The organism is Flagellimonas sediminis, assembly GCF_010500845.1.
In the GTDB taxonomy this organism is placed as follows: Bacteria; Bacteroidota; Bacteroidia; order Flavobacteriales; family Flavobacteriaceae; genus Flagellimonas; species Flagellimonas sediminis.
In genome coordinates this window covers 249,664-269,969 of record NZ_JAAAMI010000004.1, presented here as the reverse complement: position 1 = coordinate 269,969, position 20,306 = coordinate 249,664, and the positions used below count along the sequence as shown (strand labels likewise).

General features: G+C 43.3%; 28 protein-coding genes. 25 read left to right on the top strand and 3 right to left on the bottom strand.

Annotation, left to right across the window (positions count from 1 at the left end):
• Positions 1-86 precede the first annotated feature (86 nt).
• From GTK07_RS10270 to GTK07_RS10260, 3 genes are read right to left on the bottom strand one after another with little or no spacing between them, the layout of a single operon-like run.
• Positions 87-1,040: a hypothetical protein gene (locus tag GTK07_RS10270; RefSeq protein WP_163635150.1), complete on the bottom strand. Its 954-nt coding sequence runs from the start codon at positions 1,038-1,040 to the stop codon at positions 87-89.
• 21 nt (positions 1,041-1,061) lie between these two features.
• Positions 1,062-2,777 carry a SusD/RagB family nutrient-binding outer membrane lipoprotein gene (locus tag GTK07_RS10265; protein WP_163635149.1) on the bottom strand — a complete coding sequence of 572 codons (1,716 nt, stop codon included), beginning with the start codon at positions 2,775-2,777 and terminating at the stop codon, positions 1,062-1,064.
• Between the two features lie 24 nt (positions 2,778-2,801).
• Positions 2,802-6,023, bottom strand: coding sequence for a SusC/RagA family TonB-linked outer membrane protein (locus GTK07_RS10260; RefSeq protein WP_163635148.1), 3,222 nt, complete (start codon positions 6,021-6,023; stop codon positions 2,802-2,804).
• A gap of 585 nt (positions 6,024-6,608) precedes the next feature.
• On the opposite strand from GTK07_RS10260, the gene rpsL reads away from it, so the two are divergent.
• The 25 genes from rpsL (at position 6,609) to secY (ending at position 20,303) form a co-directional block, all read left to right on the top strand.
• Positions 6,609-6,983, top strand: a complete 375-nt coding sequence (rpsL, locus tag GTK07_RS10255; RefSeq protein WP_013305196.1) for a 30S ribosomal protein S12 — start codon at positions 6,609-6,611, stop codon at positions 6,981-6,983.
• Between the two features lie 19 nt (positions 6,984-7,002).
• Positions 7,003-7,479 carry a 30S ribosomal protein S7 gene (gene rpsG, locus GTK07_RS10250; protein WP_163635147.1) on the top strand — a complete coding sequence of 159 codons (477 nt, stop codon included), beginning with the start codon at positions 7,003-7,005 and terminating at the stop codon, positions 7,477-7,479.
• A gap of 6 nt (positions 7,480-7,485) precedes the next feature.
• The gene (fusA, locus tag GTK07_RS10245) at positions 7,486-9,612 is read left to right on the top strand and encodes an elongation factor G (RefSeq protein ID WP_163635146.1); all 2,127 of its coding nucleotides are present in this window, start codon (positions 7,486-7,488) and stop codon (positions 9,610-9,612) included.
• 11 nt (positions 9,613-9,623) lie between these two features.
• The gene (rpsJ, locus tag GTK07_RS10240; RefSeq protein WP_010519396.1) at positions 9,624-9,929 is read left to right on the top strand and encodes a 30S ribosomal protein S10; all 306 of its coding nucleotides are present in this window, start codon (positions 9,624-9,626) and stop codon (positions 9,927-9,929) included.
• Between the two features lie 219 nt (positions 9,930-10,148).
• A complete protein-coding gene (rplC, locus tag GTK07_RS10235) occupies positions 10,149-10,772 on the top strand; it encodes a 50S ribosomal protein L3 (protein WP_163635145.1) in 624 nt (207 codons plus the stop codon).
• Positions 10,772-11,401, top strand: a complete 630-nt coding sequence (gene rplD, locus GTK07_RS10230) for a 50S ribosomal protein L4 (protein ID WP_163635144.1) — start codon at positions 10,772-10,774, stop codon at positions 11,399-11,401. The genes rplC and rplD overlap by 1 nt, the downstream gene beginning before the upstream one ends.
• Positions 11,402-11,408: 7 nt before the next feature.
• Positions 11,409-11,699: a 50S ribosomal protein L23 gene (rplW, locus tag GTK07_RS10225; RefSeq protein WP_163635143.1), complete on the top strand. Its 291-nt coding sequence runs from the start codon at positions 11,409-11,411 to the stop codon at positions 11,697-11,699.
• Positions 11,700-11,708: 9 nt separating this feature from the next.
• Complete coding sequence (gene rplB, locus GTK07_RS10220; protein ID WP_163635142.1) at positions 11,709-12,533, top strand: 50S ribosomal protein L2; 825 nt, start codon at positions 11,709-11,711, stop codon at positions 12,531-12,533.
• Positions 12,534-12,545: 12 nt separating this feature from the next.
• Positions 12,546-12,824, top strand: coding sequence for a 30S ribosomal protein S19 (gene rpsS / locus GTK07_RS10215; RefSeq protein ID WP_163635141.1), 279 nt, complete (start codon positions 12,546-12,548; stop codon positions 12,822-12,824).
• A gap of 7 nt (positions 12,825-12,831) precedes the next feature.
• Positions 12,832-13,239 (top strand): 50S ribosomal protein L22, encoded by a 408-nt coding sequence (gene rplV, locus GTK07_RS10210; protein ID WP_073181014.1) that lies wholly within the window; start codon positions 12,832-12,834, stop codon positions 13,237-13,239.
• Between the two features lie 9 nt (positions 13,240-13,248).
• Positions 13,249-13,968: a 30S ribosomal protein S3 gene (rpsC, locus tag GTK07_RS10205; RefSeq protein ID WP_163635140.1), complete on the top strand. Its 720-nt coding sequence runs from the start codon at positions 13,249-13,251 to the stop codon at positions 13,966-13,968.
• 19 nt (positions 13,969-13,987) lie between these two features.
• Positions 13,988-14,407 (top strand): 50S ribosomal protein L16, encoded by a 420-nt coding sequence (gene rplP, locus GTK07_RS10200; protein WP_163635139.1) that lies wholly within the window; start codon positions 13,988-13,990, stop codon positions 14,405-14,407.
• A 19-nt stretch (positions 14,408-14,426) separates the two neighbouring features.
• Positions 14,427-14,618 carry a 50S ribosomal protein L29 gene (gene rpmC, locus GTK07_RS10195; protein ID WP_090293759.1) on the top strand — a complete coding sequence of 64 codons (192 nt, stop codon included), beginning with the start codon at positions 14,427-14,429 and terminating at the stop codon, positions 14,616-14,618.
• 13 nt (positions 14,619-14,631) lie between these two features.
• Entirely contained in the window at positions 14,632-14,889 is a 258-nt protein-coding gene (gene rpsQ, locus GTK07_RS10190; protein ID WP_119639413.1) for a 30S ribosomal protein S17, read from the top strand.
• Between the two features lie 2 nt (positions 14,890-14,891).
• A complete protein-coding gene (rplN, locus tag GTK07_RS10185) occupies positions 14,892-15,260 on the top strand; it encodes a 50S ribosomal protein L14 (protein ID WP_072881245.1) in 369 nt (122 codons plus the stop codon).
• A 16-nt stretch (positions 15,261-15,276) separates the two neighbouring features.
• Entirely contained in the window at positions 15,277-15,588 is a 312-nt protein-coding gene (gene rplX / locus GTK07_RS10180; RefSeq protein ID WP_119639414.1) for a 50S ribosomal protein L24, read from the top strand.
• Between the two features lie 2 nt (positions 15,589-15,590).
• Positions 15,591-16,142 carry a 50S ribosomal protein L5 gene (gene rplE, locus GTK07_RS10175; protein WP_163635138.1) on the top strand — a complete coding sequence of 184 codons (552 nt, stop codon included), beginning with the start codon at positions 15,591-15,593 and terminating at the stop codon, positions 16,140-16,142.
• Between the two features lies 1 nt (position 16,143).
• Complete coding sequence (gene rpsN, locus GTK07_RS10170) at positions 16,144-16,413, top strand: 30S ribosomal protein S14 (protein ID WP_116218582.1); 270 nt, start codon at positions 16,144-16,146, stop codon at positions 16,411-16,413.
• A gap of 18 nt (positions 16,414-16,431) precedes the next feature.
• On the top strand, positions 16,432-16,830 hold the full coding sequence (rpsH, locus tag GTK07_RS10165; protein WP_163635137.1) for a 30S ribosomal protein S8: 399 nt from the start codon (positions 16,432-16,434) through the stop codon (positions 16,828-16,830).
• 19 nt (positions 16,831-16,849) lie between these two features.
• Complete coding sequence (gene rplF, locus GTK07_RS10160; protein WP_163635136.1) at positions 16,850-17,392, top strand: 50S ribosomal protein L6; 543 nt, start codon at positions 16,850-16,852, stop codon at positions 17,390-17,392.
• A gap of 11 nt (positions 17,393-17,403) precedes the next feature.
• Positions 17,404-17,757 (top strand): 50S ribosomal protein L18, encoded by a 354-nt coding sequence (rplR, locus tag GTK07_RS10155; protein ID WP_163635135.1) that lies wholly within the window; start codon positions 17,404-17,406, stop codon positions 17,755-17,757.
• Positions 17,758-17,764: 7 nt separating this feature from the next.
• Complete coding sequence (rpsE, locus tag GTK07_RS10150; RefSeq protein ID WP_163635134.1) at positions 17,765-18,289, top strand: 30S ribosomal protein S5; 525 nt, start codon at positions 17,765-17,767, stop codon at positions 18,287-18,289.
• Between the two features lie 12 nt (positions 18,290-18,301).
• Positions 18,302-18,481, top strand: coding sequence for a 50S ribosomal protein L30 (gene rpmD / locus GTK07_RS10145; RefSeq protein ID WP_119639420.1), 180 nt, complete (start codon positions 18,302-18,304; stop codon positions 18,479-18,481).
• A gap of 12 nt (positions 18,482-18,493) precedes the next feature.
• The gene (gene rplO / locus GTK07_RS10140; protein ID WP_163635133.1) at positions 18,494-18,946 is read left to right on the top strand and encodes a 50S ribosomal protein L15; all 453 of its coding nucleotides are present in this window, start codon (positions 18,494-18,496) and stop codon (positions 18,944-18,946) included.
• Positions 18,947-18,959: 13 nt separating this feature from the next.
• Entirely contained in the window at positions 18,960-20,303 is a 1,344-nt protein-coding gene (secY, locus tag GTK07_RS10135) for a preprotein translocase subunit SecY (RefSeq protein WP_163635132.1), read from the top strand.
• Positions 20,304-20,306 lie beyond the last annotated feature (3 nt).

The following is a 20,306-nucleotide window of genomic DNA, read 5'->3' as shown; positions in this document are numbered from 1 at the left end:
TTTATCAATAAAAATTTTGTTTGATATGGGGACAATAAAAAAGCCGCTTCTTAAGAAGCGGCTTTATGTATGTTGTGAAGATTGAATTAATCTTTACAGAAATCAATGGTGATTGGTCCAGCAGGTGCATTAGGACCAACATCTGCAACAGTATTTCCAAATGGTGTTATAATCTGGAAAGAGATTTCTCCATATTGATCACCGGGGAAATTGAAATCCGCAGAGGTAGTCCCGGCAGGAATTTCAAAAGTTGCCGTACCGGTGAAACCATCGTTAGGGGAGCAATCGCCACTTCCAAGGAAAGTTCCAGCGGCTGCTGTATAAGGTGAACACATACCGACTTCAATCACGGTACCGTCATTCAAGGTAATGGTAATACCATCTCCACCATTACCGTCGTTGGTCTGCCATCCATCACCATAGGAATCCTGCATTTCGATAGTCCAAGTACCAGGAGATGGTGCTTTTGGAGGACATACTACAGTAGAGGAATACAGGAATGGAGAGCGGAAGAATGATCCTGTTGAAGTATCAGAGTTATCACCATTAGAGAACCTTCTTCCATCAACCATTACAGCCACAAAACGAATAGCGAAGGTGTCGCTTCCGTCAACATTGGCTTCGGATACCCCAAGTGCACTCAACATTTCTGGAAGTGTGATTTCATAGGTATAACGGGGTAACCCAAACTCACCGGTGTAAAACTCAGAGGAAGGAATGGTAGAAACCAATTCTTCGCTGGACGAATAATCAGTACCTCCTTCAGCAATTGTGTTATCGTTAAAAGTGATATAAACCTCCAAACTCTGGACCAAAGAACCATTCTCCTTTGTCTGCACTTCAACTTCTACAGAGAAATTGGAATCGGATTGACCGATTGGCAGTTCATCGGAAATGATTCTAACTGTTCTTACAACAGCACCACTCGTGGTGTTGTCGAATACTTCATCCACCACGGTGTTGCTTTCTTCACATGAGTTAAATGTGAATACTGCTAGCGCTGTTGTCGTGGCTAAAAGTAATTTATTTATGATTTTCATGATTTTCAATTTTTTTAAAAGTTATTGAGCTAGAGGGAACGCTGGTGACGCTGGGTTGGTATCCCAGAATACCTGTCCTTTCAAATCCGTCTTTTGGGTCAGATTAGGATTGGTGATCACCTCGTTCTGAGGGTACAGGAAGGTTCTTGGGAACGGACCAGGGTTTGCTTCCCAGTTTGGTGCCAAATTGGTTGGGTAACCTGTTTTTCTGTAGTAGTTATAGGCTTCCACAGAACCACCATAAAGGGCAACAAAATACTGGTTGGAAAAGATGTTCATCTTGTCGTCACCGGTAGCTGCATTGAAATCGGCAATGATGCCGTTAATCCAATCTGTTACCTCAGTCTCAGTTGGGGCATAGCTCAAGTTTCCTGTTGGATCCAAGCCACCAAAAGTCATTACTTTGTCAATGGACTCCTGCAATGCTTCCCTGAAAAAGCCGGCAACAACATCATTGGCTGCACCTTTGGCAATGGCATTGTCAGCCTTCCAGAATTTTACATAGGATGAAAGGATGATAGGCTCGATACCGGCACCGCCTCCACCTTTACCCAGACCAACGGTTGGGTCATAAGTAGAATCATCTGGATCAACATCAAAGTCGTTGTCATCAAATTTACCGGCAGCTGGATATACGCCAGGAGCAGTTTTGAAGAAACCATCTGGTGGTCCACCTTCATTGTTACCGTGAGATCTTCCCCAATAACCATTTGGAACGCTGCAATAAGCCCATCCACTATCCACATAATGTTGTGGTGGAACAGCCAAGGAACAGGCCAAGGTCTCCTCATTTGGATCGGCATCAGCGCCAGGAGTGGCACCTACCTGACGGTAGAAATAGTAACGAATCCTTGGGTCTGGAGTACCTCCTTCGTTCAACATATATTCCATCAACCAGTTGGAACGATAACCACCAGCACCACTAGGAGTGTATCCTTGAGCGTAGTCAGGGTGGCGGGTGTCAGGTTGCAATTCACGGCTTCCATATTGGAATTGGAAATCGTCCTCTGCATCATCAATGTAATTGTTGCCTGCAATCACTTGATCGAAGGCGGTAGTGTTTCCTGTGGTAACGTAGGCCTTCAGTCTTAAGGAGTTTACTACCTTGATCCAGTTAGAGGTGCTGCCATCGTAGAAGAAATCGGTGGCTCCATTGGTGCTAGGACCAGCAGCGAACAATGCTTGTGCTTCACTCAACAAAGCCAAGGCACTTGCGTATACTTCTTCGCCAGAATCCATTAAAGGGGCTGGAAATTCCAAAGGATTTCCTGCTTGCGAATATACCGCTTCACCAAGATAGTCGGTCAAAAGCATCAACATGTGCGCCTGAAGGGTTTTCCCTACCGCAATATGGAATGAATAGTCTACATCGGTAATCGCGTTGATGTCGATCAATGCTTGGATGTTGGTGAACATACCCATGGATACATTACTGATGGATCCACCACTACTATAGGTTCTTGACCAGATACCATCAAAAGTAGATCCTGGGTAGTTGTTAAAATAATCCCTACCGCTCATATAATCGATCCTGGTAAGCTGGCCACCCAAATTGCTAATGTCCCTAATGTTGTTGACATAGGCCAATTGAATTGAATTCAATAGCAACGCCGGATCTGCCTGATCGGCCGCAAGGTCATTTGGACTTACTCTGAGGTCCAGATCGGTTGTCTCACAAGACTGCAAGAATCCTGTTAACAAGAGAACAACGGTTATATATTTAACTATATTTCTCATAATATTTTAGCTATTTTTTTTTGATTAGAACGTTACTTTGACGCTTATACCATATTTTTTGGCACTAGGACCGTTGATAAAGTCAAATCCTTGAGAGTTACCAATACCAGCTCCTTGAACGTTCGGGTCAAAGCTGGCACCCTTTGGAGTGTTGTAAGCTTCATACCATAGGTTGAATCCTTGTGCGGTGATGCTCAAAGAACCGAATGGGGTTTTATCCAAAAATTTGGATGGGAATGAATAGCCCAAAGAAACTTCCTGAAGTCTTACAACAGAGGCATCGTAAATCTTCAACTCGGCAGGACCGAACAAAATGTTGTCGAAGTAATAAGATGAGTTGTTGGTTTGAACGGTGTTTGGTTCACCTGTTGTTTGGTTCACACCAGGAAGGATATATGTATTTTCCCTATCCAATGTTTCGGTGATCAAACCACGACCCAACAAGGTAGCAATGGTACTGGACATCATATCTCCACCTTTGGTCCAGTTCACTTGGAAACCGAAGTTCCAGTTTTTGTAAGAAATGTTATTGATGAAGTTGCTGATGAAATCAGGGTTTGGATCCCCAATGATCGGCACATTGCCATCTAGGTCTTGTTCAACAATGACATAGTCACCCACATCGTTCACCAAGAAGTTTCCATCGGCATCCCTGCCAACGGCAGTACCAACGATTGATCCTAGTGGTTTTCCTTTGATGGCAGCGTTACCACCAACAAATAGGGTAGAGCTACCAGCATAGATAATAATGTCCTGCTCTTGCTCTGTGACCACCGGTTTGTAAGTAGAGAAATTGGCTCTAGTACTCCAGTTGAATCCACCCGGGCTATCGCTACGGAACCAATCGATAGAAGCATCTATTTCAAAACCATCTCCTTCAATCTTACCAACGTTACTTTGCGTGAACGTAAAGCCAGTTGATGGGGAAAGAGGTTCTGAAACGATCAAATCTTTGGTCACACGGTTAAAGTACGTGAAATCCAATGAAACCCTGTTGTTGAAAAATTTGGATTCGAAACCAAGCTCGTATTCAGTCAAAAGCTCAGGTTTCAAATCTGGGTTTGCCTTGAATCCAGCAACCTGGTTGGTAGTGGTTTCCCCGCCCTCGCCAAAAACTTGAGTGCTTTGCTCAACAATACTAACGGTTGGGTAACCAGTTGGGAAAGTAGCTGAAGAACCAACACCTGCTCTCAATTTCAAGAAATTAAGACCGCCTTGCGATTGCAATTCTGGAAAAGCAGCGGTAGGCAAGAAGGAGATGCTTCCACTGGGGTAAGTTCTACTGTTGTTCTCTGTGATCAAGTTGGAAACCCAGTCAGTCCTGGTAGAACCTGTCAAGAATAACATATTGTCATAATCCAACGTTACCTGACCTAAAATACCGGCAATGTTTCTTCTTTCGGTATACTGGATAGGTGTTTGGTTGGAATAGTTGAAGTGACGTGTTACACCGTAAACCAACTGTCCTGTACTGGCAACACCCTGTCTGTCATAAATATTTGATCTTGTAGTGGCACCTGCGGTAAAGGTCATACCCAATTTCTCGGATAGGTCATAGTTACCGTTAAGGGCCAAGTAATGATCCCAAATGGTGTTGTTGTTGTCAAATGTGTTCAGGAATCCGAAAATTGCAGAAGTAAAACCAACCCCACCTTTGTTGGAGTATTGTGTGTTTCTCTCGTTGTAGAAGTCCATACCACCCCTATAGGTAACATCCAAATTGTCAGACAACGCATAAGTGGCTGACGCATTCCAGAAGAACCTGTTGGTCAACTGGTTGTTAGAGATGTTGTTCAAAATCCATCTTGGGTTGATGATGTCATTTCCATTTCGGTAATATACACTGGATTTATCGATGGGGTTTTCATAAGGAAGACCCATCAAATCCACGTTTCTTGGTGTGAAGAATACGTGTCCGAACAAGGAAAGACCCAAACTACCGTTACCTCTACTCGCAGCAATTGGTGGCGAAGTATAGTCGGTTCTTGAGAAGTTCATGGCAGCACTGATGGTAAATTTGTTCGTCAGTTTGCTTCTACCACCAACAGAGATATTGAATCTGTCCAATTTGTTTCCTGGTACAAAGCTCACATCGTTCAAGTAACCAGTGTTCACGTTAAAGGAGGTGTTGCCATCGGCAGTTCCACCATTAATGTTCACAGAAGTACTGCTAACACCACCTGGACTGAAGAAATCCTCAACGCTGTCATAAGGTTTCCATGCATACCTTGCATTTTGAAGTTCAGGGAATGCTGCCCTTGTTTTGGCAATTGAGGTAGTGGAATAAGGGTGCGGTACAGTACCTTGGTCGTCAATGGCAGCCTGGTTACCCCAACCTGCTACTCCATCTCTTCTAAAACTTGGTCCCCAGTTACTAAAGAACCAACCGAAAGCTTGGTCAAAACCACCACCGTACTCATCTTGGTAGTCTGGCAAGGAAGCCATCGCGTTCACAAAGTAAGATTGGTTCACGGTAATCTCTGTTTTCTTGGAACCACCTGAACCTGCACCGGCTTTAGTGGTAATCAAGATAACACCGTTTTTACCTTGTGTACCATACAGAGTGGCCGCAGCCAAACCTTTCAGCACTTCTACATTGGCAATGTTGTTAGGGTCCAAATCCAAGAACCTGGAAGAACCAGTGTTTCCCGAAAGGAATCCTCCGGCATTGGTATCGCTACTGAAAGGTACACCGTCTACTACGAAAAGTGCTTGGTTACTTCCGCTGAAGGAGCTCAAACCCCTGATTACAACGTTGGTACCGGAACCGGCCATACCACCGGCGGCTGTAATGTTAACCCCGGAAGCCTTCCCGCTCAAAACCCTGGCCACGTCACCATCCGCACGTTGCTCAAGATCTTCCTCACCTACTGAGGATACGGCGTAACCCAAGGCTTTCTTCTCGCGCTTGATACCTTGTGCGGTAACAACTACTTCTTCAAGGGCCTGGGTGTCTTCCACCATTTGCACATTGATTACACTTGCTGCGCCAACAACACGTGTGGATGGCTTTTGACCTATGTAAGTGAAGAGAAGGGTTTGCCCTGCACTTGCACTGATTGCATAGTTACCATCAAAATCTGTTTGGGTACCGGTAGTGGTCCCCTCAACGACAATGTTGACTCCAGGTAGCGGGAGGCCATGGGCATCCGTAACAGTACCTGTAATCGTCTTGTCTTGTGCAAAGGATATATGCACAACAAACGCCAATAATAGCGTTAACAATCCATTAAGTTTTGTTCTCATTGTTAAATTATTTGAATTAGCTGAGGGCTAAAATCATAATTTCATGTTAATAATCCAAACTAATTTTATAAAATCTTTAAGAGTCCCTCTCTAAATGCAATAAGTGCAAAATGTTTATGAATGATTGATAAGTCTGCAATTTGCAGGGGGGTGAATTGATCTTAATGCAAATTATCCCTTGCTTGCCCCGCAAATACTAGGGGTCTAACTTTGGCAGATGTGGAAATGATTTTTTTTGACGACATTTAAAGAGCCTTATTGCGTTCAAAAAGGCTTAAGTTAAAATTAACATGATGTTAAAATGGGTTGTATACCTTATTATATAATTTGCTTCTAGGGTTCAAAATTGAATTGGTAAGAACAAGAATTATTTTCCCAACTTGAATGGAGAATGGTCATTTAAGATTAGAGTTCAATATTTTTATAGAAGATTACAGGCCTGTTTTTGCCATTCGTTGGTTTTCCCCTGGAAAGTTTTTTTTCGGCCAGGTGTAAAATTAATTCCCATCCATTTGAATTATTCCGAAATATCACTACATTTGCAGCCCTCAAAATGAGGGTTATTCAGTTTTTAAAAGAAATTTAATGCCAACAATTTCACAATTAGTACGAAAAGGAAGGGCCACGATTACCAAGAAGAGTAAATCGGCTGCTTTGGATTCGTGTCCTCAAAGAAGAGGGGTTTGTACGCGTGTGTATACCACTACACCGAAGAAACCAAACTCTGCAATGCGTAAAGTTGCCAGGGTAAGGTTGACCAACGGTAAAGAGGTGAATGCCTACATCCCTGGAGAGGGACACAACCTTCAAGAGCACTCGATAGTATTGGTAAGGGGCGGAAGAGTAAAGGATTTGCCTGGTGTTCGATACCATATCGTTCGCGGTGCGTTGGATACTGCCGGTGTTGCCGGTAGAACACAGCGTCGTTCAAAATATGGTGCTAAGCGTCCTAAAAAGTAATCAACTTTAAGAAGAAGCGATGAGAAAAAAGCAGGCAAAGAAAAGACCGTTATTGCCAGACCCAAGATTTAACGATCAACTTGTTACACGTTTTGTGAACATGATGATGTGGGATGGTAAAAAGTCAATTGCATTCAAGATTTTCTACGATGCAATCGATATTGTTGACCAGAAAAAGACCGACGAGGAGAAAACAGCCTTGGAGCTATGGAAAGATGCCCTTTCCAATGTAATGCCGCACGTAGAAGTAAGAAGTAGAAGGGTTGGTGGCGCTACATTCCAGATTCCAATGCAGATTCGTCCGGACAGAAAAATATCCACTGCCATGAAATGGTTGATCAGTTACTCCAGAAAGCGTAACGAGAAATCCATGGCCCAAAAGTTGGCTTCCGAAATATTGGCTGCTGCCAAAGAAGAAGGTGCTGCCGTGAAGAAGAGGGTTGATACCCACAAAATGGCCGAGGCCAACAAAGCATTCTCACACTTTAGATTTTAATCAGAAATGTCAAGAGATTTAAAATACACAAGGAATATAGGTATTGCAGCACACATTGATGCTGGAAAAACAACTACTACTGAGCGTATTCTTTTCTATACAGGTGTGAGCCACAAGATTGGTGAGGTGCACGATGGTGCTGCCACTATGGACTGGATGGAGCAAGAGCAGGAACGTGGTATTACCATTACTTCGGCTGCTACCACTTGTTCTTGGCAGTTCCCAACAGAGCAAGGGAAACCAACTGAAGATGCAAAATCATACCACTTTAATATTATCGATACTCCCGGACACGTGGACTTTACCGTTGAGGTAAACCGTTCTTTACGTGTATTGGACGGATTGGTGTTTTTGTTCAGTGCCGTTGACGGTGTTGAGCCACAATCTGAAACCAACTGGAGGTTGGCCGATAACTATAAAGTGCCACGTATCGGTTTCGTGAACAAAATGGACCGTCAAGGATCTAACTTCTTGAATGTGTGTAAACAAGTTCGCGAAATGTTGGGATCAAACTCTGTACCAATTGTATTACCAATTGGTGATGAGGCAGATTTCAAAGGTATCGTAGACCTAGTGAAGAACAGGGCTATTGTATGGCATGATGACAACTTCGGATCTACTTTTGATGTTGTGGATATTCCTGCCGATATGGAAGCTGAAGTAAGGGAATATAGAGCTGCTTTGATCGAGGCGGTGGCTGAATATGATGAGGCTTTGATGGAAAAATTCTTCGAAGATGAAGATTCCATCTCCGAGAATGAAATCCACGCTGCACTTCGTGCCGCTGTAATGGATAGGGCCATTATCCCAATGATCTGTGGTTCTTCCTTCAAAAACAAAGGGGTTCAGTTCCTATTGGATGCTGTTTGCCGTTACTTGCCTTCTCCAATGGATAAAGAGGCTATTATCGGTATTAACCCTGATACTGAAAAAGAAGAAAGAAGAAAACCAGACCCAAAAGAGCCTTTTGCCGCATTGGCATTTAAGATTGCTACCGATCCTTTCGTAGGGCGTTTGGCATTCTTCAGGGCTTATTCTGGTCACTTGGATGCAGGTTCATATATTTTGAACAACCGTTCTGGTAACAAAGAGCGTATCTCCCGTATCTATCAAATGCACGCCAACAAACAAAATGCCATCGAGTTCATCGAGGCTGGAGATATTGGTGCGGCTGTTGGATTCAAGGATATCAAAACCGGGGATACCCTTTCTGATGAAAAACACCCAATCGTTTTGGAAAGCATGCAGTTCCCTGATCCAGTGATCGGTATCGCTGTTGAGCCAAAGACCAAGGCGGATGTTGATAAAATGGGTATGGCTTTGGCCAAATTGGCCGAAGAAGATCCAACCTTCCAGGTGAAAACCGATGAAGCTTCGGGTCAGACCATTATTTCTGGTATGGGTGAGCTTCACTTGGACATCATCGTGGATCGTTTGAGACGTGAGTTCAAGGTAGAGGTAAACCAAGGTAAGCCTCAGGTAGAGTACAAGGAAGCCCTTACTGCCAAAGCGAACCATAGAGAGGTTTATAAGAAACAGACCGGTGGTCGTGGTAAATTTGCGGATATCGTTTTCGCAATGGAACCTGCTGCTGAAGGTAAAGTTGGATTGGAGTTTGTAAACGAAATCAAAGGAGGTAACATTCCTAAAGAATATGTGCCATCCGTAGAAAAAGGATTCAGGGAAGCCATGAAAAACGGACCTTTGGCCGGATTTGAGATGGATAGTATGAAAATTACCCTTATCGATGGATCTTTCCACCCTGTGGATTCTGATTCGTTGTCCTTCGAATTGGCTGCAAAATTGGGCTATAAGTCGGCTGCCAAAGCTGCCAAGGCGGTGTTGATGGAACCAATCATGAAATTGGAGGTTCTTACACCAGAGGAGAATATGGGTGATATTGTAGGTGACTTGAACCGTAGAAGGGGACAAGTAAACAACATGGACGATAGGGCCGGTGCAAAGGTTATCAAAGCTGAAGTACCACTTTCTGAAATGTTCGGATACGTAACTTCCTTGAGGACCTTGTCTTCGGGAAGGGCTACATCCACTATGGAATTTTCACACTATGCCGAGACCCCTTCCAACATTGCAGAGGAAGTGATCAAAGCTGCCAAAGGAATAACAGCATAATTATCAGCAAGATGAGTCAAAAAATTAGAATTAAATTGAAGTCTTACGATCACAATTTGGTGGACAAATCTGCTGAAAAGATCGTGAAAACAGTGAAAACCACTGGTGCGGTGGTAACGGGACCTATTCCATTGCCAACGAACAAGAAGATATTTACGGTTTTGCGTTCACCCCATGTGAACAAAAAATCTAGAGAGCAGTTCGAATTGAGCTCTTACAAGAGACTTTTGGACATTTATAGCTCTTCATCAAAAACCATCGACGCCCTCATGAAGCTTGAGCTTCCTAGTGGAGTTGAGGTTGAGATCAAGGTCTGATAGGTTTTGAGTATTGGGTTAAAGGTTTTTGCACTTAGAAAGTGATTTAAAACTGTCAACTTAAAACTTAGAACTAAAAAAAAACATGTCCCTGACGATGGTCCGGGAAAAACGGAGAAAGAAAAAAAAATCTGGGTCAGAGCAGAATTATTTTCTTGACCCAATTTTTTTGCCAAGTGATTGGCGTAACAAAAAGTAATCAATTAATAATTAATAAATATGTCTGGGTTAATAGGAAGAAAAATCGGCATGACCAGCATTTTTGACGAGAATGGAAAAAACGTTCCATGTACCGTTATTGAAGCTGGACCATGTGTGGTTACCCAAGTCAGAACCGAAGAGGTTGACGGGTACAAGGCCCTTCAACTTGGTTTCGATGACAAGGCAGAAAGACATGCTAACAAGGCCGAAACAGGTCACTTTAAGAAAGCAGGTACTTCTACCAAAAAACAAGTCATTGAGTTCCAAGGATTTGAAGGAGAATACAAATTGGGAGACACCGTAGGTGTTGACATTTTTCTTGAAGGAGAGTTTGTTGACGTGGTAGGTACATCCAAAGGAAAAGGTTTCCAAGGTGTTGTTAAGCGTCATGGTTTTGGTGGTGTTGGTCAATCAACCCACGGTCAGCATAACAGGTTGAGAGCTCCAGGTTCCATAGGTGCTGCTTCTTATCCTGCCAGAGTTTTCAAAGGAATGAAAATGGCCGGTAGAATGGGTGGTGATAGAGTGACTGTACAAAACTTAAGAGTATTGAAAGTGGTTCCAGAGAAAAACATCTTGGTTGTTAAAGGATGTGTACCGGGTCACAAAAATTCATACGTAACTATTCAAAGGTGGCAATAATGAAGGTAGCAGTATTAGATATCACAGGAAAAGAGACCGGAAGAAAGGTAGAGCTTTCTGATGAGGTTTTCGCCATTGAGCCCAATGAGCATGCCATTTATTTGGATGTTAAGCAATATTTGGCCCACCAAAGACAAGGAACCCACAAAGCCAAAGAAAGAGGGGAGATCTCCGGAAGTACCCGAAAGCTTAAAAAGCAAAAAGGTACTGGTACCGCTAGGGCTGGTAGCATCAAGTCTCCGGTTTTTAGAGGCGGTGGTCGTGTGTTCGGTCCTAGGCCAAAGGATTATTCCCAAAAGTTGAACAAGAACCTTAAGCGTTTGGCCAGAAAATCTGCCTTGAGCCTTAAGTCTAAAGAGAACGCTTTGGTAGTGGTTGAGGATTTCAATTTTGAGGCTCCAAAGACCAAGCAATTCGTTAGTTTCTTGACTTCATTGGGATTAGAAAATAAAAAGTCTCTTATTGTGTTGGGCGATACAAATAATAACGTATATTTGTCGTCGCGTAATTTGGAGCGTTCCGAAGTTGTAACTGGTTCAGAATTAAACACTTACAAAATTGTTCACGCGAACAGTGTAGTGCTTACTGAAAGTGCTTTGGAAGGAATTGAATCGAATCTAAAGAAATAAGAAAATCATGAGTGTGTTGATAAAACCGATCATTACGGAAAAAATGACCGCTGACAGCGAGCTACACAATCGCTATGGTTTCTTTGTTGACCCAAAGGCCAACAAGTTGGAAATCAAGGCTGCGGTAGAGGCTACTTATGGTGTTTCTGTGGAAAAAGTTCGAACCATGAACTACGGTCCAACGCGTAAGAGTCGCTATACAAAAACCGGAATCCAACATGGAAAAACGAATGCCTTGAAAAAGGCGATCGTTGATGTTGCCGAAGGTGATATTATTGATTTTTACAATAATCTATAAAGACAAGAGATGTCAGTTAGAAAATTAAAACCGATAACCCCTGGTCAGCGTTTTAGAGTAGTAAACGGATTTGACGCGATTACTACTGATAAGCCGGAGAAAAGCTTGCTTGCTCCGTTAAAAAGAACAGGTGGTAGGAACAGTCAAGGTAAAATGACCATGCGCCATATTGGTGGGGGTCATAAGAGAAGATATCGTATTATCGATTTCAAAAGGGATAAACAAGGAGTGGATGCCACCGTGCAGTCTATCCAGTACGATCCCAACAGAACTGCATTTATTGCCTTGGTAGAGTACGCAGATGGTGAAAAAAGATATGTGATCGCCCAAAACGGATTGCAAGTGGGTCAAGCCATTCAATCCGGAACTGGATCAGCCCCTGAAATTGGAAATGCACTTCCATTGGGTGAGATTCCGTTGGGTACCATTATTTCATGTATCGAATTGAGACCTGGTCAAGGTGCCGTTATGGCCCGTAGTGCCGGTACATTCGCCCAATTGATGGCAAAGGACGGTAAGTTCGTAACCATTAAATTGCCTTCTGGTGAAACCCGTATGGTATTGGCCACTTGTTTGGCTACCGTAGGAGCTGTTTCCAACTCCGACCACCAATTGTTGGTATCTGGTAAAGCAGGTAGAAGCAGATGGTTGGGCAGAAGACCAAGAACTAGGCCAGTGGCTATGAACCCTGTGGATCACCCAATGGGTGGTGGTGAAGGTAGGGCTTCAGGAGGTCACCCAAGATCTAGAAAAGGTATTCCGGCTAAAGGTTACAGGACCCGTTCCAAGACCAAGGACACCAACAGGTACATCGTAGAACGTAGAAAGAAATAAAAGAAAAAGTAAATGGCACGTTCGTTAAAAAAAGGACCATTCGTTCATAATAGTCTGGAGAAAAAAGTCCAGGCCAATATAGAGACAGGAAAGAAGACAGTTATCAAAACGTGGTCAAGAGCCTCTATGATAACCCCAGACTTTGTGGGACAGACCATCGCAGTGCACAACGGAAAACAATTTGTTCCCGTTTATGTAACCGAGAACATGGTAGGACACAAACTTGGAGAATTTTCACCAACACGATCCTTTAGAGGTCATGCTGGAGCTAAAAACAAAGGTAAAAAGTAAGTAAGCAATGGGAGTTCGTAAAAGACAAATGGCCGAAAGGTTAAAGGAAGAGAAAAAGCAACTTGCTATCGCAAAGCTTAACAATTGCCCAACATCTCCAAGAAAGATGCGTTTGGTGGCAGATTTGGTAAGGGGAAAACAAATAGAGATGGCTTTGGCCATCCTAAGGTTCAATCCTAAGGAAGCCTCTAGAAAGTTGGAAAAACTTTTGCTATCCGCCATCGCCAACTGGGAAGCTAAAAATGAGGACGCCAGTATCGAGGATGCTGATCTTTACATCAAGGAAATCCGTGTAGACGGTGGAACCATGTTGAAGAGATTGAGACCAGCTCCACAAGGTAGGGCCCACAGAATCAGAAAACGTTCCAATCATGTTACCATGATCTTGGAGTCCAATAACAACGTTCAAAGCTAGAAGAAGAATATGGGACAAAAGACCAATCCAATAGGAAATCGCTTAGGAATTATCAGAGGATGGGAATCCAACTGGTACGGAGGAAACGATTACGGCGATAAGCTGGCTGAAGACGATAAGATCAGAAAATATGTCCATGCCCGTTTGGCCAAGGCCAGCGTGTCAAGGGTCATTATCGAGAGAACCTTGAAATTGATCACCATCACCATCACCACGGCCCGTCCTGGTATCATCATCGGTAAAGGTGGACAAGAGGTTGATAAACTTAAGGAAGAGCTTAAGAAGATCACCAACAAAGAGGTTCAGATCAATATTCACGAGATTAAGAGACCTGAATTGGATGCCAATTTGGTGGCTGCCAGTATCGCAAGACAGATCGAGAGCAGGATTTCATACAGAAGAGCCATCAAAATGGCTATTGCAGCAGCAATGCGTATGAATGCAGAAGGGATCAAGGTTCAGATTTCAGGACGTTTGAACGGTGCTGAGATGGCTCGTTCAGAATCTTATAAAGAGGGAAGGATTCCATTGTCCACTTTCCGTGCCGATGTGGATTATTCCTTGCAAGAAGCCCACACTACCTATGGTAGATTGGGTGTGAAGGTTTGGATCATGAAGGGTGAGGTCTATGGAAAAAGAGAACTTTCCCCATTGGTGGGATTGAGTAAGGCTCAACCAGGAAAAGGCGGTAAACAAGATGGTGGTAAAAAACCACGCCGTAGAAAGTAATAAGATAAAGTAAGGTAAGATGTTACAGCCAAAAAGAACAAAGTTTCGTAAGGCCCAGAAAGGGCGTATGAAGGGAATCTCTCAAAGAGGCCACCAACTTTCCAACGGAATGTTCGGTATCAAGTCCTTGGATTCAGAATTCATCACCGCCCGTCAGATAGAGGCTGCACGTATCGCTGCGACAAGGTACATGAAGAGACAAGGTCAATTGTGGATCAAGATATTCCCGGACAAGCCCATTACCAAAAAACCTCTTGAGGTTCGTATGGGTAAAGGTAAGGGGGCTCCTGAATATTGGGTGGCCATTGTAAAACCTGGAAGGATCATGTTCGAGGTGGCCGGGGTTCCCCTAGATGTTGCCAAGGAAGCCTTGAGGCTTGCGGCACAAAAGTTGCCTGTTAAGACCAAGTTTGTGGTAGCTAGGGATTATTCCGCCTAATTTTTAATTGAGAAGAAAGATGAGACAATCAGAAATAAAAGAACTTTCAATTGAAGAGCTAAAGGAAAAGTTGGCCGAGTTGAAAAAACAACATGCCGACCTAAAAATGGCCCACGCCGTTACTCCTTTGGAAAATCCTTTACAGATCAGAAAGACCAGAAGGACGGTGGCAAGACTTGCAACTGAATTAACTAAAAGGGAATTACAATAATTGGTTCTGCCTTATGGAAAACAGAAATTTAAGAAAAGAAAGAATAGGCGTTGTTACCAGCAACAAAATGGAGAAATCAATTGTGGTTTCTGAGGTAAAACGAGTTAAACACCCTATGTACGGTAAATTCGTTTTGAAGACCAAGAAGTATGTAGCCCACGATGAAAAGAACGATTGCAACGAAGGTGACACCGTTAAAATAATGGAAACCAGACCTATGAGCAAAACAAAGTGCTGGAGGTTGGTAGAAATCCTAGAAAGAGCTAAATAATTATGGTACAGCAAGAATCAAGATTAAAGGTTGCGGACAATACCGGTGCAAAAGAAGTTTTGACCATCCGCGTACTGGGAGGTACAAAGAGAAGATATGCTTCCCTAGGTGACAAGATTGTTGTGTCCGTTAAGGAGGCAACTCCCAACGGTACCGTGAAGAAAGGTTCTGTTTCCACAGCCGTTGTGGTTAGGACGAAAAAGGAAGTAAGAAGACCTGATGGATCTTACATCCGTTTCGACGACAACGCCTGTGTATTGTTGAACGCTGCTGGTGAGATGAGAGGTACCCGTGTATTCGGACCTGTTGCAAGGGAGTTGAGGGACAGACAGTTCATGAAGATTGTTTCATTGGCGCCAGAAGTGCTATAAAAGAATTATCAGAGAGATGAAGTTGAAAATCAAAACAGGGGATACGGTCAAGGTCATTGCGGGAGACCACAAGGGCAGTGAAGGTAAAGTACTTCAAGTGGACCGTGAAAAGAACAAAGCTATCGTGGAAGGCATCAACGTGGTGTCCAAACACGAAAAGCCAAGTGCTAAGAATCCTCAAGGAGGCATAATCAAAAAGGAGGCACCTATCCAAATCTCCAACCTAGCTTTGATCGATCCAAAATCTGGAGAGGCAACCCGTGTGGGGTACGAAGTAAGGGATGGTAAAAAAGTTAGGGTTTCCAAAAAATCCAATGAAGTAATTTAGTCATGAGCTACATTCCAAGATTAAAACAAGAATATAAGGAGCGTGTGATCAAGGCTCTTACCGATGAGTTTGGGTACAAGAACGTAATGCAGGTACCTAAGTTGCAAAAGATCGTAGTAAGCCGTGGTGTTGGTGCTGCCGTATCCGACAAAAAGCTTATCGATCACGCTGTTGACGAGTTGACAATGATCACTGGTCAGAAAGCAGTGGCCACCCTTTCCAAAAAGGACGTTGCTACCTTTAAATTGAGAAAAGGTATGCCCATCGGAGCCAAAGTAACCTTGAGAGGTGAGCGTATGTACGAATTTTTGGATAGATTGATTACCTCTGCCCTTCCAAGGGTACGTGATTTCCAAGGAGTAAAAGCTACCGGTTTTGACGGTAGGGGTAACTACAACTTGGGTATCACCGAGCAGATCATCTTTCCTGAGATCAATATTGACAGGATCAACAGGATCAATGGTATGGACATTACCTTTGTTACCTCCGCTGAGACTGATAAAGAAGCAAAATCATTGTTAACCGAATTGGGAGTACCCTTTAAAAAGAACTAGTATGGCCAAGGAATCAATGAAAGCCCGTGAGAGAAAAAGGGCGAAAATGGTTGCAAAATATGCCGAGAAAAGAAAAGCCCTGAAAGAGGCCGGCGATTATGAGGCACTTCAAAAGCTTCCAAAAAATGCATCTCCGGTACGTATGCGCAACCGTTGCAAATTGACCGGAAGACCAAGAGGTTACATGAGAACCTTCGGTATATCAAGGGTTACTTTCAGGGAAATGGCCAACCAAGGTCTTATCCCGGGAGTTAAAAAGGCAAGTTGGTAATTTAGATAAAGAAAAGAAATGCTTACAGATCCAATTTCAGATTATTTGACCAGGATTAGAAATGCCAGCAAGGCAGGTCATAGGGTAGTGGATATCCCCGCTTCCAATCTAAAGAAACAGATTACCAAAATATTGTTCGACCAAGGATATATTTTGAGCTACAAATTTGAGGAAGACGAGGTACAGGGTAATATTAAGATCGCCCTTAAGTACGACAAGTTCACCAAAGAACCCATCATAAAGAAACTACAAAGGGTTAGTAAACCCGGTTTGCGCAAGTATGCTGGTTCCGATGAGCTTCCAAGGGTCTTGAACGGTTTGGGTATTGCAATTGTGTCCACCTCCCACGGAGTGATGACTAGCAAACAGGCCAGACAAGAGAATGTGGGTGGCGAAGTATTGTGCTACGTATATTAATAGAGAAAAGAGTAGAAAAATGTCAAGAATAGGTAACAATCCAATTACAATTCCTGATGGAGTGACTGTTGAGGTAAAAGACTCAATGGTGACTGTAAAAGGTAAGCTTGGGGAACTTTCACAAGAGTTTTCAGAAGTTGAAATGAAAGTGGAGGATAGCAGTGTATCGGTAGAAAGACCTTCCGATTCCAAGGAACATAGAGCAAAGCATGGTCTATACAGGGCACTTGTGGCCAATATGGTGAAAGGTGTTTCACAAGGATGGACAAAGGAGTTGGAATTGGTAGGTGTTGGATACAGAGCCAGCAACCAAGGACAAAAGTTGGATTTGGCCCTAGGATTCTCCCATAACATTATTCTGGATATTGCTCCAGAGGTGAAAGTTGAGACTGTATCCGAAAAAGGGAAAAACCCTATTGTTAAACTAACATCTCACGATAAGCAATTGGTAGGGCAGGTAGCCGCCAAGATCAGGTCTTTCCGTAAACCAGAACCTTATAAAGGAAAAGGTATCAAGTTTGTTGGTGAGCAATTAAGAAGAAAAGCAGGTAAATCAGCTTAATAATTAAGACTATGGGATTATCTAAGACTGAAAGAAAATTACGCATCCGAAGAAGAATCAGAAAAGTATCCTTCGGAACTGAAACAAGACCAAGATTGTCTGTGTTCAGGAGCAATAAAGAAATATATGCCCAGTTGATCGACGACAACAAAGGGGTAACTTTGGCATCCGCCTCATCTAGGGATAAGGAAATCGATGCAAATGGTACCAAGAGCGATGTCGCCACAAGCGTGGGCAAGGCCATAGCGGAAAAGGCCCTTAAGCTAGGAATCGAGGCCGTGGCATTTGATAGGGGAGGAAACCTATATCACGGAAGAGTAAAATCATTGGCTGAAGGAGCTAGGGAAGCAGGACTAAAATTCTAAGAAAACTATGTACCAGAATTACAAGAACGTAGAGACAGTTAAGCCAGGTGGACTGGAGTTGAAAGACCGTTTGGTCGGAGTACAAAGGGTTACCAAGGTAACCAAGGGAGGTAGAGCCTTTGGTTTTTCAGCGATTGTCGTTGTAGGTGATGAAAACGGAGTTGTTGGACATGGTTTGGGAAAATCCAAAGAGGTTGCCACGGCTATTGCAAAAGCCATTGAGGATGCCAAGAAAAACTTGGTTCGTATTCCTTTGAACAAAGGAACCCTTCCCCATGAGCAAAAAGGTAAATTCGGTGGTGCCAGGGTATATATACAACCAGCATCACACGGTACCGGAGTTATTGCCGGTGGAGCCGTTAGGGCGGTATTGGAAGCTGTTGGTATTCACGATGTATTGTCAAAATCACAAGGTTCCTCTAACCCTCACAACGTGGTAAAAGCTACTTTTGATGCCTTGTTGCAATTGAGAAGTGCCGATACCGTAGCCAAGCAAAGAGGAGTTTCTTTGGAAAAAGTCTTTAAAGGATAAATCGAGGATAGTATGTCAAAGATTAAGGTAAAACAAGAAAAAAGCGCCATCAAAAGGCCAGAGAACCAAAAAAGAACTTTGGAGGCTCTTGGTTTGCGCAAGATAGGACACGTTGTGGAACACGAAGCAACACCTAGTATCCTTGGAATGATTAATAAGGTAAAACACTTGGTTTCCACTGAGGAAGCCTAAATATAAAGGCACATGGATCTAAATAATCTTAAACCAGCCGAAGGCGCTGTGCACAAGGAAGGAAAACGTGTAGGTAGGGGTGAAGGTTCCGGTAAAGGAGGTACTTCTACCCGTGGTCACAAAGGAGCCAAGTCTAGATCTGGATATTCCAAGAAAATTGGATTTGAAGGAGGTCAGATGCCATTACAGAGACGCGTTCCCAAGTTCGGTTTCAAGAACATCAATAGAAAAGAGTATAAAGGAGTCAATTTGGGCAAATTGCAAGAATTGGTAGAAAAAGGTGCCGTTAAAGGTGAAGTAACCTTGGATACCTTGATCGACAACGGATTGGCACACAAAAATGATTTGGTAAAGATTTTGGGTGATGGTGAATTGAAAGCATCCCTAAAAATATCTGTACATAAATTTACTGCTTCCGCTAAGGCCGCTATCGAGGCTGCTGGAGGTGAGGCAATAAATTTATAAGGAATAGAGCAGCATGAAGAAATTTGTTGAGACCATATCTAATATCTGGAAGATCGAAGAGCTGAGACAGCGCATCATCTTAACTCTTGGGCTATTGTTGGTATACCGATTTGGTGCCCAAGTTGTGCTTCCTGGTATTGATACAACCCAATTGGCCCAGTTGACCTCTCAAACGGAAAGTGGGATTTTGGGTATATTGAATGCTTTTACGGGTGGGGCGTTTGCCAACGCATCCGTTTTTGCCTTGGGTATCATGCCCTACATCTCCGCATCCATTGTGGTACAGTTGATGGGAATCGCGATTCCATATCTACAAAAACTTCAAAAAGAAGGAGAAAGTGGTAGAAAGACCATCAACCAGATTACCCGTTGGTTGACCATCGGTATCTGTATTGTTCAGGCCCCAGCTTATTTGTATGGATTGGGAGCTTTGGGTGTGCCGGATAGTGCATTCGTTTTGGGCAAAGGATTGGATTTCATCGTGCCAGCAGTAATCATTTTGGTGACTGGGTGTGTATTTGCCATGTGGTTGGGTGAGAAAATCACCGACAAGGGTATCGGAAATGGTATCTCCCTTTTGATCATGGTGGGTATCATCGCTAGGATGCCCGTCGCATTTGCACAAGAATTTGATTCAAGGACAAGTTCTGGTAATGGTGGCCTAATGTTTATTTTGATCGAAATCATCGTCTGGTTCTTAGTCATCTTGGCAAGTGTTTATTTGACCATGGCTGTAAGACAGATTCCTGTTCAGTATGCACGCAGAACCGCTTCTGGTGGATATGAAAAGAACATCATGGGAGCAAGACAGTACATTCCTTTGAAGTTGAATGCTTCTGGGGTAATGCCTATCATCTTTGCCCAGGCCATCATGTTCGCACCAAGTTTGTTGGGTAGAACGTTCAACAATACCGCTGCTGGTCAGTGGATGGAGGTTCAGTTTGCGGATCCTTTTGGCCTAGCATATAATTTATTATTTGCAGCGTTGATTGTGATTTTCACCTATTTCTATACTGCGATCACAGTGCCTACCAATAAAATGGCCGATGATCTGAAGAGAAGTGGTGGTTTCATCCCAGGTGTTCGTCCAGGTAAAGAAACTGGGGACTTCTTGGATCATATCATGTCCTTGATTACCTTGCCAGGTTCCATTTTCTTGGCCCTTTTGGCGGTTTTGCCTGCCATTGTGGTAAAGTTGATGGATGTTCAATCAAGTTGGGCCTTGTTTTATGGAGGAACTTCCCTATTGATTATGGTAGGTGTTGCAATAGATACTGTACAGCAAGTGAATTCTTATTTGTTGAACAGGCATTATGACGGCTTGATGAAAACCGGCAAAAACAGAAAAGTAGCATAGTTT

Coding starts and splice junctions, on each gene's coding strand:
- rplB (WP_163635142.1), top strand. CDS start 11,709: ATGTCAGTTAGAAAATTAAAACCGATAACCCCTGGTCAGCGTTTTAGA.
- rpsC (WP_163635140.1), top strand. CDS start 13,249: ATGGGACAAAAGACCAATCCAATAGGAAATCGCTTAGGAATTATCAGA.
- fusA (WP_163635146.1), top strand. CDS start 7,486: ATGTCAAGAGATTTAAAATACACAAGGAATATAGGTATTGCAGCACAC.
- rplO (WP_163635133.1), top strand. CDS start 18,494: ATGGATCTAAATAATCTTAAACCAGCCGAAGGCGCTGTGCACAAGGAA.
- GTK07_RS10260 (WP_163635148.1), bottom strand. CDS start 6,023: ATGAGAACAAAACTTAATGGATTGTTAACGCTATTATTGGCGTTTGTT.
- rplE (WP_163635138.1), top strand. CDS start 15,591: ATGAGCTACATTCCAAGATTAAAACAAGAATATAAGGAGCGTGTGATC.
- rpsJ (WP_010519396.1), top strand. CDS start 9,624: ATGAGTCAAAAAATTAGAATTAAATTGAAGTCTTACGATCACAATTTG.
- rpsS (WP_163635141.1), top strand. CDS start 12,546: ATGGCACGTTCGTTAAAAAAAGGACCATTCGTTCATAATAGTCTGGAG.
- secY (WP_163635132.1), top strand. CDS start 18,960: ATGAAGAAATTTGTTGAGACCATATCTAATATCTGGAAGATCGAAGAG.
- rplD (WP_163635144.1), top strand. CDS start 10,772: ATGAAGGTAGCAGTATTAGATATCACAGGAAAAGAGACCGGAAGAAAG.
- rpsL (WP_013305196.1), top strand. CDS start 6,609: ATGCCAACAATTTCACAATTAGTACGAAAAGGAAGGGCCACGATTACC.
- rplW (WP_163635143.1), top strand. CDS start 11,409: ATGAGTGTGTTGATAAAACCGATCATTACGGAAAAAATGACCGCTGAC.
- rpsE (WP_163635134.1), top strand. CDS start 17,765: ATGTACCAGAATTACAAGAACGTAGAGACAGTTAAGCCAGGTGGACTG.
- rplF (WP_163635136.1), top strand. CDS start 16,850: ATGTCAAGAATAGGTAACAATCCAATTACAATTCCTGATGGAGTGACT.
- rplX (WP_119639414.1), top strand. CDS start 15,277: ATGAAGTTGAAAATCAAAACAGGGGATACGGTCAAGGTCATTGCGGGA.
- rpmD (WP_119639420.1), top strand. CDS start 18,302: ATGTCAAAGATTAAGGTAAAACAAGAAAAAAGCGCCATCAAAAGGCCA.
- rplV (WP_073181014.1), top strand. CDS start 12,832: ATGGGAGTTCGTAAAAGACAAATGGCCGAAAGGTTAAAGGAAGAGAAA.
- rplC (WP_163635145.1), top strand. CDS start 10,149: ATGTCTGGGTTAATAGGAAGAAAAATCGGCATGACCAGCATTTTTGAC.
- rplN (WP_072881245.1), top strand. CDS start 14,892: ATGGTACAGCAAGAATCAAGATTAAAGGTTGCGGACAATACCGGTGCA.
- rpsQ (WP_119639413.1), top strand. CDS start 14,632: ATGGAAAACAGAAATTTAAGAAAAGAAAGAATAGGCGTTGTTACCAGC.
- rplP (WP_163635139.1), top strand. CDS start 13,988: ATGTTACAGCCAAAAAGAACAAAGTTTCGTAAGGCCCAGAAAGGGCGT.
- rpmC (WP_090293759.1), top strand. CDS start 14,427: ATGAGACAATCAGAAATAAAAGAACTTTCAATTGAAGAGCTAAAGGAA.
- GTK07_RS10270 (WP_163635150.1), bottom strand. CDS start 1,040: ATGAAAATCATAAATAAATTACTTTTAGCCACGACAACAGCGCTAGCA.
- rplR (WP_163635135.1), top strand. CDS start 17,404: ATGGGATTATCTAAGACTGAAAGAAAATTACGCATCCGAAGAAGAATC.
- rpsG (WP_163635147.1), top strand. CDS start 7,003: ATGAGAAAAAAGCAGGCAAAGAAAAGACCGTTATTGCCAGACCCAAGA.
- rpsH (WP_163635137.1), top strand. CDS start 16,432: ATGCTTACAGATCCAATTTCAGATTATTTGACCAGGATTAGAAATGCC.
- rpsN (WP_116218582.1), top strand. CDS start 16,144: ATGGCCAAGGAATCAATGAAAGCCCGTGAGAGAAAAAGGGCGAAAATG.
- GTK07_RS10265 (WP_163635149.1), bottom strand. CDS start 2,777: ATGAGAAATATAGTTAAATATATAACCGTTGTTCTCTTGTTAACAGGA.